The organism is Bradyrhizobium sp. USDA 3311, from assembly GCF_054062495.1.
On record NZ_JBSSFI010000001.1, the window covers coordinates 2588245 to 2602758 of the forward strand.

At 58.2% G+C, this 14514-nt stretch carries 14 protein-coding genes; 5 read left to right on the plus strand and 9 right to left on the minus strand.

Annotated elements, in window-relative coordinates; all coding sequences use genetic code 11:
* The first annotated feature begins 277 nt into the window (after window positions 1–277).
* From ACVWW6_RS12100 to ACVWW6_RS12115, 4 genes are all read left to right on the plus strand, one after another.
* Window positions 278–1477 carry a transglycosylase gene (locus ACVWW6_RS12100; RefSeq protein ID WP_456680782.1) on the plus strand — a complete coding sequence of 400 codons (1200 nt, stop codon included), beginning with the start codon at window positions 278–280 and terminating at the stop codon, window positions 1475–1477.
* 676 nt (window positions 1478–2153) lie between these two features.
* Window positions 2154–3494 carry an adenylate/guanylate cyclase domain-containing protein gene (locus tag ACVWW6_RS12105; protein ID WP_028176057.1) on the plus strand — a complete coding sequence of 447 codons (1341 nt, stop codon included), beginning with the start codon at window positions 2154–2156 and terminating at the stop codon, window positions 3492–3494.
* Window positions 3495–3811: 317 nt separating this feature from the next.
* Window positions 3812–5608 carry an NAD(P)/FAD-dependent oxidoreductase gene (locus ACVWW6_RS12110; protein ID WP_028176058.1) on the plus strand — a complete coding sequence of 599 codons (1797 nt, stop codon included), beginning with the start codon at window positions 3812–3814 and terminating at the stop codon, window positions 5606–5608.
* A 473-nt stretch (window positions 5609–6081) separates the two neighbouring features.
* On the plus strand, window positions 6082–6327 hold the full coding sequence (locus ACVWW6_RS12115) for a hypothetical protein (protein WP_039184876.1): 246 nt from the start codon (window positions 6082–6084) through the stop codon (window positions 6325–6327).
* 1234 nt (window positions 6328–7561) lie between these two features.
* Here the strand turns inward: ACVWW6_RS12115 and ACVWW6_RS12120 are convergent.
* The 3 genes from ACVWW6_RS12120 to ACVWW6_RS12130 all read right to left on the minus strand — a co-directional run bounded on the left by ACVWW6_RS12120 (window position 7562) and on the right by ACVWW6_RS12130 (window position 8802).
* On the minus strand, window positions 7562–7879 hold the full coding sequence (locus tag ACVWW6_RS12120) for a PilZ domain-containing protein (RefSeq protein ID WP_456680783.1): 318 nt from the start codon (window positions 7877–7879) through the stop codon (window positions 7562–7564).
* Window positions 7880–7899: 20 nt separating this feature from the next.
* Window positions 7900–8109, minus strand: coding sequence for a hypothetical protein (locus tag ACVWW6_RS12125; RefSeq protein ID WP_162185855.1), 210 nt, complete (start codon window positions 8107–8109; stop codon window positions 7900–7902).
* 492 nt (window positions 8110–8601) lie between these two features.
* A complete protein-coding gene (locus ACVWW6_RS12130; protein WP_011090410.1) occupies window positions 8602–8802 on the minus strand; it encodes a hypothetical protein in 201 nt (66 codons plus the stop codon).
* A gap of 72 nt (window positions 8803–8874) precedes the next feature.
* Here ACVWW6_RS12130 and ACVWW6_RS12135 point away from each other — a divergent pair, with 72 nt between their 5' ends.
* The gene (locus ACVWW6_RS12135; protein ID WP_168772764.1) at window positions 8875–9129 is read left to right on the plus strand and encodes a hypothetical protein; all 255 of its coding nucleotides are present in this window, start codon (window positions 8875–8877) and stop codon (window positions 9127–9129) included.
* 6 nt (window positions 9130–9135) lie between these two features.
* Here the strand turns inward: ACVWW6_RS12135 and ACVWW6_RS12140 are convergent, their stop codons facing one another.
* The 6 genes from ACVWW6_RS12140 to ACVWW6_RS12165 all read right to left on the minus strand — a co-directional run bounded on the left by ACVWW6_RS12140 (window position 9136) and on the right by ACVWW6_RS12165 (window position 14489).
* Window positions 9136–9723: a hypothetical protein gene (locus ACVWW6_RS12140; protein WP_456680784.1), complete on the minus strand. Its 588-nt coding sequence runs from the start codon at window positions 9721–9723 to the stop codon at window positions 9136–9138.
* Between the two features lie 468 nt (window positions 9724–10191).
* On the minus strand, window positions 10192–10647 hold the full coding sequence (locus ACVWW6_RS12145; protein WP_370140771.1) for a ribonuclease HII: 456 nt from the start codon (window positions 10645–10647) through the stop codon (window positions 10192–10194).
* A 373-nt stretch (window positions 10648–11020) separates the two neighbouring features.
* Window positions 11021–11662: an HD domain-containing protein gene (locus tag ACVWW6_RS12150; protein ID WP_011090406.1), complete on the minus strand. Its 642-nt coding sequence runs from the start codon at window positions 11660–11662 to the stop codon at window positions 11021–11023.
* A 183-nt stretch (window positions 11663–11845) separates the two neighbouring features.
* Window positions 11846–12820 carry a GlxA family transcriptional regulator gene (locus ACVWW6_RS12155; RefSeq protein WP_011090405.1) on the minus strand — a complete coding sequence of 325 codons (975 nt, stop codon included), beginning with the start codon at window positions 12818–12820 and terminating at the stop codon, window positions 11846–11848.
* A 220-nt stretch (window positions 12821–13040) separates the two neighbouring features.
* Window positions 13041–13463 carry a cupin domain-containing protein gene (locus ACVWW6_RS12160; RefSeq protein WP_028175787.1) on the minus strand — a complete coding sequence of 141 codons (423 nt, stop codon included), beginning with the start codon at window positions 13461–13463 and terminating at the stop codon, window positions 13041–13043.
* A 354-nt stretch (window positions 13464–13817) separates the two neighbouring features.
* Entirely contained in the window at window positions 13818–14489 is a 672-nt protein-coding gene (locus ACVWW6_RS12165; protein ID WP_011090403.1) for an HD domain-containing protein, read from the minus strand.
* Window positions 14490–14514: the final 25 nt, after the last annotated feature.

Sequence of the window (14514 nt, forward strand, 5' to 3'; positions counted from 1 at the left end):
GAGCGAACATCGCCCGGTCCAATAGGCACGATTCCATCGTTTCGAAACGATGCGCGAAGCCGACGCCTGATGCGTCATCCCGACCAGCGCGCCAAGCCTCTCCTTCAAATCTGGTCGCAGTGGGTCGAAAATAGGACCGTACTCACAATTACGGTGGGAGTTGCCGTTGAGACGGGCGCAATTGCTTGTGATCGGCGCGTTGCAATCGGGCAACATGTTTTGGAGAAATTGACGAGCGGCCGTTTGCGCCATTGCGCGACCCACATTGATCCCAAGAATGAGCCTCTTCGCATGCTTGGCTTTTCTACACGGCTCCGGCGGAGCCTATGGAGGCGACGGCATCATGAACCCGCGGCGATTTGCGATAGTAGCGCCAACGTTTTGCGGGACGGTCGTTCTCGCGGGGGGGATCGTTGGCTGGCTGGCTGGCTTCGGTTCGGCCGGCACCGAGAACGCCCGCGCAGTGCCAATCGAGGACCGCGCAGCATCTCTCGCCGCCACCGCTCGGCTCGCGGATGAACCGCAGGCAATCGCAATGGCCAACGCCGTTGTCGCAAACACCGTTGTCGCGAACGCCACTGTCGCTAGCGCCGAAGTGGCGACGGCCGCCGAACCCGCGGCAGGGACGACCACCAACACGACGGCGGTATCGGATAAGCCGGAATCGATCGTCGCGTTGCCCGATCCGTCGCAGATGCCGTCGGCCGATTTACCGCCTGTGCAGGAATCGGTGGGCTTGGGCCACCGTGATGTCGCCCAACCGGCGCCGACAAGGTGTGGTGCATCCGGCGGTTCCTCCAACTCGGGGCCGCAGGATTTTCGGTATCTCATTTGTTATGTCTGGTCCGAACTGCCGCCTGCCGAGAAGCCGGCTGCGATCGTCTTGCGTTCGTTCAAGGACATCCCGGTCGGAACGCCGGTGGAAGAGATCAAACGCGCGTCCGACGCTTTCGGTCTGGATTTCACTTTCATGAAGGCGGTGGCTAAGGTCGAGTCCGGTTTCGACCCCAAGCAACGCACCGGGTCGTATATCGGACTGTTCCAGCTGAGCAAATACGAGTTCGGCAAATTCGGCTCCGGAGACATTCTCAATCCCCGCGATAATGCCGTTGCGGCAGCCTACAAGGTCATCATCGAAGGCATTCTGTTTCAGTGGGTGACGCACAGGGAGCCGGACTTGAACGATCTCTACCTGATCCATCAGCAGGGCTGGGAGGGCGCCGCGGAGCACCTCAGCCAACCCAATCGCATAGCCTGGAAATCGATGTGCGCCACCAGCGAAGGCAGGGAGAAGGGCGAAAAATGGTGCAGGCGCGCGATCTGGCGCAATACGCTTCCGGCCGTCAAAGAGGCGTGGAAATCGGTGGAGAAGCTAACGTCGGAGGCGTTCGTCGGAATGTGGCGCGAGCGGGTTGCTCATTTCTATTCGAAATACATGACCACCGCCACCGCCGATGCCGAGCGGGCGCACCAGTAAATTTCCGTTGAGTGTTTGGCAGGAGTTGCCGCACCCGCGGGCCGAGCGGGGCCTCACCGCCGCTGGTCGCGCGGATGCACTTTACGTCGTCAACGACGCGCTCGGGTCGTTCCTGCTGCGCGCTAGCGAGGTGATCGATCAGGTGCCGATGTCTGCTTGCGCTTCGCACGCGGCGATATGAGGGACCACATCGTTTCCCACAAAAACGACCACGGAGCTTCGTATGGGCGCTACGGAGCATTGCAGTGGTGGAGCTGGCTAAAATCAGCTTTTGCGAGATTTTCGGCGTCGTTCAGCTTTCGACTTTTGCAACACTATCGGCCCTTCGGCGACAAGCAGATCTCGCCTTGTGTCCGCTTTGCGCCCAAGAGCGGCCCTCCCTTCTGGCCCATCGCTGACGTGCGACCCAAATGTTTTCAGATCCGCTAAACGCATCAAAAGGGACGTCGGCCATCGACCGACTTCTTTCATAACATCTCACTTGCGAATCCGCTCGTGGACGCGAAGCGGACATCTGGCGAGATAGTCGACAACGGCTAAGGACCAGAAGGCGAAGCCTGATTGATCTTGGGCAGGCGCATCAGGGAAGCCGTATTGACGCATTGATCCTCCGCCGTGGACTTGCGCAGTGTAGTTGTCGTGGGCGACAATGACGTAATCCGACGGGTACCAGGCTATGGTCCCTGCAACCCACTACGCCAAGAGCGGCGACGTTCACATCGCCTACCAAGTCGTTGGTGATGGGCCCATCGACTTGGTGCTGGTTCATGGCTGGATTTCTCATCTTGAGTACCAATGGGAAGATCCCGCATTAGCCAGGTTCCTCAACCGTTTGGCCTCTTTCAGTCGCCTCATCGTCTTTGACAAGCGCGGCACGGGCCTGTCGGACCGCGTCGCGGAGAGCGCGCTGCCCACCCTCGAAATGCGGATGGATGATATCCGCGCGGTCATGGACGCAGCAGGTTCAAATCGCGCCGTCATCTTCGGCATCTCTGAGGGGGGGCCGCTTTCGACGCTGTTTGCCGCGACCTATCCCGGGCGCACCGCCGCACTGATCATGTATGGCGCTTACGCCAAGTGGATCCGCACCGACGACTATCCGTGGGGCCCCACACGTGAGCAGCACGAAGCCGCCTTCAATGCTTACGAAAAGCATTGGGGAACACCGATCGGCCTCAAGACGCTGGCCCCCAGTGCTGCCAATGACGAACGGGTGCGTCAATGGTGGGCCCAGTTCATGCGCATAGCCGCCAGCCCAGGCGCCGGCATCACGCTCTATCGGATGAATGTCGAGGTCGACATTCGCGCGATCCTTCCGACGATCAGGGTGCCTACCTTGATCCTCCACAGGAGAGGCGATCGATTGCAGCCTTGCGAGGGCGCTCGCTACATGGCCGGGCAGATCCCGGGTGCAAAGTTCGTCGAGCTGCCCGGCGACGATCACATGCTCTGGATCGGCGATGCCGATTCGCTGCTTGCAGAGATCCAAGAATTTCTGACGGGCGAAACTCCGATGTTGGAGGCGGACCGCGTTCTCGCAACGGTCCTCTTCATTGATGTTGTCCAGTCGACCCAGCGCGCCACGGAGATCGGAGACTCACGTTGGCGCGACCTGGTCGACAACTATCATCAGCTCGTTAGCAAGGAAGTCGCGCGTCTCGGCGGTCGCGTCGTGAACACTGCCGGCGATGGTGTGTTCGCAACCTTCGACGGCCCGGCGCGCGCGATCAAATGCGCGCGCGCGGTCAGGGACGTGGTTGGCAGTTTGGGGTTGGCGATCCGCTGCGGTATTCATACTGGCGAGTGCGTAATTGAAGGCGACGACGTGGCTGGCATCGCTGTGCACATCGGTGCGCGCGTGGCAGCCCGCGCTGATCCTGGCGAGATACTTCTTTCCAGCACCGTGAAGGACCTGATCGCTGGCTCAAGAGTGGAATGCTCGGACCGGGGTTCTCATACTCTCAAGGGCGTCCCCGGCCGCTGGCGGCTTTTCGCAGTTCAAGAATGTGCACGTTAGGCCTTGTCGGTTGCGGAAAGCACCTGCTTCGGGTCAACAAGCGACTTGGCCGGATGGCGGGTCCTCGCGCAAAGCGGACATTCGGTCGGACCGGCAGTTCGCAAAAGAGTGGGTCCTATCATCCGCTTGCTGACAAATTTTCGGCAAAGCGACCACGAAACATGAGCAATTTGCGGACTGACGCACCGCGGCAAGGTGCCGCTATCCGATCAGAAGCGCTGCGAAAAAGTTGATCCGCGCGAGTCTGGTTTCGGCCGATCGTTCGGATAAGCTTGCAACAATTGCGGAAAGATCAAAAAGCTTCTTGGGAGGAAATGATGCTCGACACCACGCTTAACGCGCGCATCCAGGCCTTTCTCGACAAATTCGAAGCGGCGCTTGTGGCGGGCGACCTGGACGCCGCCGTAGCGATGTTCGCACCCGAGTGCTACTGGCGCGACCTCGTTGCCTTCACCTGGAACATCAAGACCATGGAAGGTCGCGATCAGATCCGCGAGATGCTCAACTCCTGCTTGGCACAAGCAAAGCCACGCAATTGGAAAATAGCCGACGCGGAAAGCGCTACTGAAGCCGACGGCGTAATCGAATGCTGGATCACGTTCGAGACCGAGGTCGCGCGCGGCTACGGTCTAGTCCGTCTCCAGAACGGCCAGATCTGGACGCTTTTGACGACGATGGTCGAACTGAAAGGTCACGAGGAAAAGGCGGGCTTCACCCGGCCGCTTGGTGCCCGCCATGGCGTCAATCCCGGCGCCAAAACATGGAAGGAATTGCGGGACGAGGAAACCGAGCAGCTCGGCCTTAAGACGCAGCCGTACGTGCTCATCATCGGCGGCGGTCAGGGTGGCATCGCACTCGGCGCGCGGTTGCGCCAGCTCGGCGTGCCCACCATCATCGTCGAGAAGAACGCCCGTCCCGGCGACTCCTGGCGCAACCGCTACAAGTCGCTCTGCCTGCATGATCCGGTCTGGTACGATCATTTGCCGTACATCGACTTTCCGAAGAACTGGCCGGTGTTTTCGCCCAAGGACAAGATCGGCGACTGGCTGGAGATGTACACTAAGGTCATGGAGCTGAACTACTGGACCGGCACCACGGCCAAACACGCTGACTGGGACGACGCCAAAAAGGAATGGACGGTTGTCGTCGAGCGCGATGGCAAGGAGATTACGCTCAAGCCGAAGCAGCTGGTTTTCGCGACCGGCATGTCCGCCAAGCCGAACATGCCGCAATTCAAGGGTATGGACACCTTCAAGGGTGAACAGCACCATTCCTCGCGCCACCCAGGTCCCGATCGCTACAAGGGCAAGAAGGTCGTCGTGATCGGCTCGAACAATTCGGCACATGACATCTGCGCCGCGCTGTACGAGGCCGGCGTCGACGTGACCATGGTGCAGCGCTCGACCACCCATATCGTGCGCTCGGATTCGCTGATGGCATCCATCGCGGACCTCTATTCAGAGCGCGCGGTCCGCGGTGGAATGACGACAGCCAAGGCCGATCTGATCTTCGCTTCGCTGCCCTACAAGATCCTGCATCAGTTGCAGAAGCCGGTTTATGACAAGATCCGCCAGGATGACGCCGATTTCTATGCAGGGTTGACGAGAGCCGGTTTTCGGCTCGACTTCGGCGACGACGATTCCGGTCTGTTCATGAAGTACTTGCGTCGCGGCTCGGGCTACTACATCGACGTTGGCGCCTCGCAGCTCATCATCGACGGAAAGGTCAAGTTGGTCGCAGGCCAGGTCGAGGAAATCACGCCCAATGGTGTCAGACTCTACGACGGGAAGGAGCTGCCCGCCGATGTGATCGTCTACGCCACCGGCTACAGTTCGATGAACGGCTTTGTCGCCGACCTGATCAGCCGGGACATGGCCGACAAGGTCGGCAAGGTCTGGGGACTAGGCTCGAATACCACCAAGGATCCCGGCCCATGGGAAGGCGAACAGCGCAACATGTGGAAGCCGACGCAGCAGGAAGGGTTATGGTTCCACGGCGGTAACCTGCACCAGTCGCGTCACTACTCGCAATTCCTGTCCCTACAGTTGAAAGCTCGCTATGAGGGCGTTCCGACCCCGGTCTATGGCCTGCAGCCCGTTCATCACAAGGCATAAAGCTTCGTAGCACATGGTTGGGTTCGCGGTTTGGCGTGGCCCATTGCCGCATGGGCCTGACAAGCTCGTGCGGACCCCGCATCGAAGACCCACTGGTCCGCTGCGCCAGCTTTAGCGCCTGTGTCGCGTCGACCGGTTGAGCCGGCAATGCAAGGCGGAGATCAAGATAGATTTCGGCCCGGTGTCTAGTTTGAGGTCGGTCTATGGCCGACTTCTTCCATAACAACTGATGTGCGCATTGTGGCTTATCTCGCCTTGTTTGCTTTGCGGGCTCCGGTGGTCCGAAAACCCAATTGTCACATAAAGATCGGATGGGTGAAGGCGCGGCTGTTTCTGTCGATACTCGGCTCGCAGCCGGCTTCTTTCGCTTTGCGTGTTCTACTTCCGAAGGCCTTTTGCGCCCGTCTGAAGGCCGGTATCGTTGCTGCGAAAGCCGTGTCCCTTAGGTCCCGGCAGCAGTCGCGGGGGAATAGATGCAAAAGAACGGCGCGGCGATCGTCTTCAGCGCAGGCGACTTGGTCGGGCACCTGAATTGTCGTTACCTCACGTACCTCGATCTCAAGGTCGCGCAAGGCGAGCTGGCGAGGCCAAGGGTCCGCGATGACCCAACTCTCGATGCGCTGACAGAGCGCGGCAAGATCCACGAGCGGGGCTTCGTCGACCATCTTGCCGAGCAGGGCGGCTCCGTCGCTAGGCGATGGTCCGCGGCGACGCAGTGATCGTCCAAGCGGCATTACAGGATGGACATTGGAGTGGTCGCGCCGATGTGCTGCGTCGGGTCGAGATACCAAGCGGCTTGGGCGCTTGGTCTTCCGTTGTGGAAGACAAGAAACAAGCGCTCGACCTCGTCGACAGAGTTCTGTCCAAAAACCCGGCAAGCGCGAGTGCCCATAGGACCAAGGGAGCCATTCTTCTATTTGGACACCCTGAGGAGGCAATGGCTGAATACGATGCAGCGCTCGAAATCGATCCAAATAATCCAGCTGTCTACGCTGCTAAAACAATTACACTTATCGTAACCGGGCGGGCGCGCGAAGCCTTCTCGCCGCTCCAGTTGGCTCACTGCTATGTCTGTTTTGGCCACTGCGCACGAGTTGCGGAGGCACGTTGTTCTATACGAACTCAAGGCGCGGGATTGAGACGCGTAGCCTTATTGGCGCGCTCCCGAACCTAGCTTGGGGAGTGCTTGAGGGTGTGCATGAGGCTCGGGGGGTATGAAGTGTCAGGTGCTATTGAGCTGATCGTGGAGGGTTACGTTTCCCTCAGAGACCAAGCCGCTCTTGATGAGCTTCGGACACAGCGCCGCAAACTTATCGCAGATCTCAATTCATGTACCGGGATCGACTGCACGAGCACTATTCGACAGATCGAGGAAGACATCGTCGTGATTGAGGCTGGGCTGGCGCGGTTGGATGGCGCAGCGACGAGATCGCCAACCAGTTGTTCCCGTTCAGCCCGCCGCCTTAACTTCCTTCTCCGCTCCACGCATCACAATCTTGAGCGCGCCATCCGGCAACGGCCGCTGTAACGCCTTCGCTCATCCCACGGCGCGCGCATCCAGACATCACGCTGCTCGTCTGCGCCGTCAGGATCACGGCATTGTCTTTGAATGAGACCGGCTCCAATCACGAAAACATTCGGCCTGGTCGACAGGAACCATAGACAAGGTGTGGTCCGGGGATTGGCTGCGTGTCTAAGTCGGGACGTAATGCCTCATACCCAAAATGATCCCGGCTCCTCTGAGGACTCATTTAGCCATAACAGAGCTTGTCGCGGCTCTAGAAACAAGACGCGTTCTTCCCTGGCCGATGCTAAATCACCGCTAGAAAGATAGAGGACGAAGCCTCTGCGATTGTCATGCAGTAACGCTTCTCTGGCGTGGCTCTCTGAGAGGGATTGAGTATCGATGAACGGAATAATTCGAGAGGAAATAAGCTGCACTTAAAGATCTTCCTATTGTGAACAAACACGTTGTTTCTCTGCGTTCGCTTTGCCCTTTGTCCGCGCGGTGACGAAATGAATTCCGACCTGAGATCCATCGACCCAAATCAGTTCGCATCGCCGAAATGCCAGACCTGTGGTGGATAGAACGAGGAAAAATTCTTGTGCCTTTAGAGGATCGGTTGAGCCTTCAACCTCAAGTTTGGCACCGCTTTCAGACGCGTCGAGAAGATGACACCTTCGCTGCGATGTCCCATCGGCTCCCATGATCCTAACGATATGTTTGTGGTCAAACCGAACGCGATTTGTCTTTCGATTATTTCCAATCATCTGAAATTCCAATGCTTCAATCAACTTTTCAGAATAGATGCGTCCCTGCGCGCGGCTCCAAGGCGCATATCGATCATCGCAGAATGAGCAAGTAGCGCCTTTCTGACCTCTTCATCCAAATTGGTCTGCCCGACGATCAGCCGGATGCAAGTATTCGCGAGTTCAAGAAGAAAAATGGCCTGGCGGGCGTCATCTGCTGTCTTAATTTTTAGAGCTTCAACCTGCGACAACAGAGCGGCGACGTTCGCTAAAACGTCGGGCAGTCTCTGGTCTGAGGGACTTGTCCCAGATTTCAATTTGCGAGGCCGCTGAAATCTAAGGACCGAAGACATTGTCGTAAATCTCTTTTGCGGTCGGCAATTACTGCCGCAATGACGTTGCTTTGTCGAAAGCGATCAAAAAAACGATGAAAAAAATATAGCTTCACGCGAGACAACGGTCGAACAGACCAACTCCGACTAGAGTTGCCGTGATAATCACGGCTGCCCGATACGCAGTAGAAATCCGTGTTTTAGTTTCACGCCTAAGTGGTTAACGAAAGTTTATCAGGTTGCGCGCGGTCGGTATTGAAGTATCCAAGTTGCAGAAAATAAGTGATCGAATTTCGGCAAGCATCGATTTACCGGATCATCCGGCACTACGCAGGCGCGGGGCATAGCAGTTGACCACGCGGTAGGGCGCGAGGATGGCGCTTGGTCGGGGGTGATGCTGACGCACTCGACCTACATCAATCCCTTATCGGTAACGCGCAAGCGGCGGACGTAATAGCCTTGGCTCTGAACGGCCAGCCTGATCTCGGCGCTGACTTTGAAAACTCTTTTTCTGCTCTTGCGCCACTTATGTGCAGAGTAAAGCACGGGTACGGCAGAGCCTGTACTTAGAACGAGCAAGTCGCGCTTGTCATTGCGATAGACATCAAACACCTTTTGTCCCCCGCTAATCTTATTGAATGAAATATGTTTTGGTCGTCTCAATCGACGAGCTTAGTATCTCAAATGACTGTGCGGGTTGTAAATGTGCAACTGTTAGCCGCGAATCATTGCCGGATCGAAGCGCTGGGCCTGATGCCGTGGCAAAGTCTACGGTGCTATCCCACCTTGAGCGCGCTGGATCAGCCCTATGGCGATCCCGGTGCGAAGCGCGAAGGTGCCGAATTGGCGCTGCGCATGCAGCGTTGCGGTGTTTCGCGGTGGCATCCCGATCCCGTTGCCGCCTGCGAAGCCACCGAGGCAGGCCGCGAAGTGAAGTGAGGGCTCTTACGTCACACCCCTTATCGTGACGCGAATGACCTTAACGAACAGATCGAAGCTCGGAATAAGAAGCAGGCCGTATCCGCAGAATGCTAAAAGCAAGAAGCACGTAAGTGCCAACCGATGCTTGACGTCATTCCGGAAAAAATTCTCTATGAGGATCGACCGGAGCAGGCCTTCAAACTTACTCTTTGCTAGATTCCAGTTCCCGACATCGGGATTGTTCCGTCCTGTCGCAGCATCGACGAAGCTGTCAAATTCCGCGTCATCATATTTCCCATGCAACGTGCGGTGACCTTCGTGTCTGATAACCCCGTTTAGATCGATGTAATTGTCCACGGTGAAATGAACCAGCGCTCGCTCCACGTAATCAAACTGATCGGTGCCGACCCGGAAAATATAAGGTCGCCGCAATCGGTAAAGGATGTTTGCTGAACCCAAAAAAATTAGGCCAAAGTATATCAGCTTCAGTCGCCCGGACGCCGTGAGGCTAAGCACCGACAGTTGATGTTCGCTTGCAAGATCATTGAACGATATGTGCTGGGAAACACCGTCGTTGAATAAAACTAGATAGCCAACGACGGGTACGGCCATCGCGCATTTCGCGATCCACCCATCCAAGAACCGAACCCAACGAGACCACCCAAGGTTATAGTGAAAGGTGGACCACTCCGTTCTCCAGTAGTCTATCCCGATCATGGATCGAGGCCCGACGCAGGAAGATCGCGACCGCGATCATAAACCGCTTTCCAAAGCGGCTCGGGATGCAGCGCGGAATCGCCCTTTGCGTCGGCAAGTATCTTAGCCACGGCGAAAGCAAAATCGCTGCCGTAGGGGGGGCTCTCGACGAATAGCTCTATAACCCGTCAGGGACTCTGACGTCGGAGCTGCCATGGCCAACCCGAGCCGCCTGCTTATGTTTGCCGCGAGTTGGTTTGCTTTGGCTGGAAGCATGCCGCCTTCGTCGCGCAGTATCTGAGAGATCATTCGTTCAGCCTTGTCAGCGTCAATTCGAATTTCCGCCATTGGGGGCTCGTTTTCCATTTGTGCGAATCAGAGTGGTCACGCTGGCACAATGCGGGGTGGCAACCGTAGCCCCCGGACCGCACGCTGCATAGCCTGGATGCCGGCCCAATAGATATTGATCGCGTCGATCTCCTCGACCTCGACGAACGCCACACACCAACTCTCCGCCTTTTCCTTGATCTCCTTCGCGAGTTCTTCGCGTGCCGCGGCATCGAGCTTTTTCGAGTCGTCGATCCCGACTATCCGCGTGCCAGGTTTCAGGATCACGGCGCCAGCGGAGACCGGCCCGGCGAGAGGGCTCATTCCGGCCTCGTCCACACCTGCCACGGCAGCATGGCCACTTTCCCAGAGGGAGGTCTCGAAGCGGAGCATCTTGCGGAGCCGCTGTCCTTCGGACCTATTCTCGAAGCGGCGTTTATCGATTGAAGCCAAGATCGCCCGCGCTCCCGCGCGGGTGTCTGCCCGCAAGATCTGCTCGACACTTGGCTTCAAGCGGTCTTTTCTCCACGACATAGCGCTGACGCAACACATCGAGTGAATACTGGGACATCGCGGCCTTCGTGGAGACTGACTGTCGGGGTCGTGTCAGTGAACTTTGTGGCGATTGTCTGAAATAGCTGTCCTGTCTCTTCTGTATGCAATGGCCTTTCGGAAGGAACCGGCCGGCTCCCATTTGAGGTCCGATTCTGCGCTGCCCCCCACATCGCGTCCGCCGACCTCAGAGGGAACCAACTGGTGTCTTCATCCCTTTAGAAAGAGCGGAACCTCGATCCCCCTGCGCAACGACATCTCACCGTGCCGATTTCGGTACCTTCAGGACCAGACATGCTCGTATGGGCTGGTATCGGCTGGGAGCAACGAGGGCTCAGTGCGGCCACGCTGAGCCAAGGATGATCGAGCAGAAGTTCTGACGGACGTAGTTCATGTCCTTCAGCGCGAGGACGTCGGCCTTCACGTTTCCGAACGTCGTCAGCGGCTTCTTGATAATTCCATTGGCGAAGTGATCGATGATGTTCTCCTTGAAATTTGCCTCACGCGGATGATGGACGCAGACATGGTCGCGCTGTTCATGCGTGAAGTCGTGATAGGCGATGCCGAGCACGTCCATCTCCACACCGGCGGTCACCAGCGCGATGGTCGGGCGCATGTGCTCGGGGATTCCGGGCGTGGTGTGGAGCGCGATGGCAGTCCAGACGTCCTCGATGTCACGCTCGGGCACGCCGTAGCTTTTCATGAATTTGCGGGCGGCATTGGCGCCGTCGACCTCGAAGCGCAGATCGGGGCTCGAATATTTCTCGGTGAGGCCCAGGTCGTGGAACATGGCGCCGAGGTAAAGCAGCTCCGGGTCGTATTTCAGCCCGCGGCGCTCGCCGGTGAGCGCGCCCCACAGGAAGACACGCCGACTATGGTTGTAGAGCAGGTCGTCTTCGGTATCGCGCACGAGCTGCGTGGCTGCGCGCGCGATGGCGCTGTCAGGCACGCGAATGCCGGCGATGATTTCGGACATGGAGTAATCTCCTCGGTTGGATAACGGGCTGGTTGCTTGTCGGGATTAGGCAACAGAGCTCTGCTCCGGACAACAAGCGGGATGCTACGGATCAGGACAGCCGTACGTCGTTTCCTGACAAAGGGCCGCTCGGAGCTTCAGGGCAGTAGGAGCCCGCAGTTTCGTCCTCGGATAGCTCGCGAACTATTGCGGTTCTGCTCGTCGGAAGCTGGCGCGATATTGGACAGGGGTCACGCCGAGACGGGTGCTGAAGACAATCCTCATCCGATCCGCAGATCCGAAGCCGCAATCGAAGGCAATGGCCTTCAGCGGTCGGTCGCTTGCTTCCAGCATCATGCGCGCGGCATCAATACGGGCGCGCTCGATGAACTCGTGCGGTGTGGTCCCGGTCACCTGCCCGAAATGCCGGGCCAGATTCCGGGGGCTCATGCCGACCACAGCGGCAAGCGACTCCAACGTGTGGCGATCCCCAATATTGGCCATGACATGGTCCTGGATGCGTGCGATTGGCGATTCCGGATCCGCAGGTGCCGTGAGGTAGGGACTGAACTGCGATTGTCCGCCCTGGCGCTGGGCAACTACAACCAGCCGCTTGGCGACCTTGAGCGCCGTTTCCGCGCCGTGCCGCTGCCCGACGAGCGCCAAGCCCAAATCTATCCCCGCAGTCACACCAGCCGCGGTGATCAACCGTCCATCGCGGACATAGATCAGATCCGGTTCGACTTTGGCCTTCGGAAACCTGGCCGCCAGCGCCTGTGCATCCTGCCAATGGGTGGTGACACGCCGATCGTCGAGGAGGCCGGCATAACCGAGCACAAAAGCCCCAGTGCAGATCGATCCATAGACGCTGGAGCGCCACGGTAGCTCCTTGACCCACTGAAGCAGGCACGGTTCGGGCTCCGCTTCCGGTGGCGTCGGAGTGCCGGCCACCAGAACGATGTCGAAGCCGCCCGCCGCCTCATCGAAAGTCAGGTCGGCGACCATGCGTATGCCGTTCGACGCGCGCAGCGGATTGCGGTGAGCAGCAACCAATACCGTTTCGTAGCGATACGCGCTGCCGAGAAACGTGTTCGCCTCGCTGAACACATCCATCGGCCCCGCCACGTCCAGGGCCTGGACCCCCTCACAGACGACGATCGCGACAGCCTGTACCGGCACCTGTTACAGCCTCTCCACTCGGAGCCTTATTATGCAGGTAGTCCGGCCCCCGCAAAAGGCCTGGGGCGATCCGAGAGGCAACAGAACGAACATCCGTGCATCCGGGATAAACCAGGGGCTATGGACCTCTATTGGTCGATTTTTCTCTCCCACCGGCCAATCAAGAGGCCCATGGAGGTCCAAAAAGATCGTCACGGCAACAGGCGAATTTGTCGCGCCATTATTGTGATCCCGGCGCCTTGTCCGGCGTCGTCAATGGCTCGTCCTTGGAATCCACAACGAAGACCGCCAGTAAGCTGGCGGACTCCTTGTCACTCGCGTTCTCACTGACCCTGTGATGCGAACCGGGCATTTCGTAAAAGCTTTCGCCTGCGTGATAGATCTTCGCGGGTTCGTCGCCGACTTGACTACGGATGGCCCCCGACAGCACGTAGGCGTAGATAAAAGCTGACGCTGCGTGGTGATGAGCGAGCGATTTGGCTCCGGGAGGATAAGTCACCGTCACAGCAACCAGCCTCTTTCCTTCGACATTCGGCAGTGCGTGCGCGAAGGCGACTTTCACCTGCTCCCGGTCCTGCGCGATCGCCGGGGAGGCTCCCAGGGCGATCGCTGCTGCTATCAGCGGGACGGCGGCCGTTCGCAGTGCTCTTCTCGCTGCTTTTGCCGACATACCTCGAGGGTCTGATACAGCACCAATCCGATAGGCAAATCCACTGATCGACATCATCGCACATCCTCTTCTAACGAGTTCACGCAACTGCTTGAAACCAGGACTCAGAGCCGAACCGATGGTCATGGTGAAGCTTCCGATGAGAAGCCATTGCCTCCGCCATCACCTTCGGCCTGATGTGCTGCTGCCGCTGAGCAGCACCGACAACAGAGAGCCCGGCGATCATGAACCCCTTCGCCAAGGGTTAACCAGATTGGGGAGGCCAGCGAGTCGGCGCTGGTAACTTGCGCGCGATCGGGCTTGAGCTCCTGGAGCACCGGATAGGTCCTAGTCATGATTGTGAGTCTTGTGCTGGGAATCCGGGAAGGGAGAAGCAGTGATCAGGTCGCAGGCGTTGGGACTCTTGAACCCCGGGATGAAACGCTCGCAAACGGCGGCGTTGACGGTGCCGTACGTGGTCGCTGGCTTGTGCGCAAAACCGGCGAAATACTCCTGAATGAAGCCTTCTCTGAAATTCGTGCGCGGGTACTTGGCGACGATTTCCTCGCGCAGCTCCGCAGGAAATTGCTCGAACCCCACTCCAATGACATCGAGAAGAACACCGGAATTGAGGAGCGCTACTTCAGGACCCATATACTTCGGGATGCCGGGAGTGGTGTGCAGCGCGATTGCTTCCCAGACGGTCTGCATCTGATCTTCAGCGATGTTATGGGTGCTAAGAAACTGCCGTGCGGCATTTGCGCCATCGACCTCGAAGCGCTCGTCTGGGCTCGAGAACTTCTTGATCAGGCCGAGATCGTGAAATGCGGCGGCGACGTACAGAAGCTCACGGTCGAAGCGCAGATTCCTCTGACGACCCTGCTCAGTCGCGAACAGGTAGACGCGGATCGAGTGATTGAACAGCAGATCGGTGGAATGTTCGCGCAGGATGTCTGTCGCCTCTTTCGCGAGCAAGGAATCGGGAATGACGAGAGCCTGGGCGAGATTTCGGGCTGTCATTGTTGCGTCCTTTCTAGGATTACTG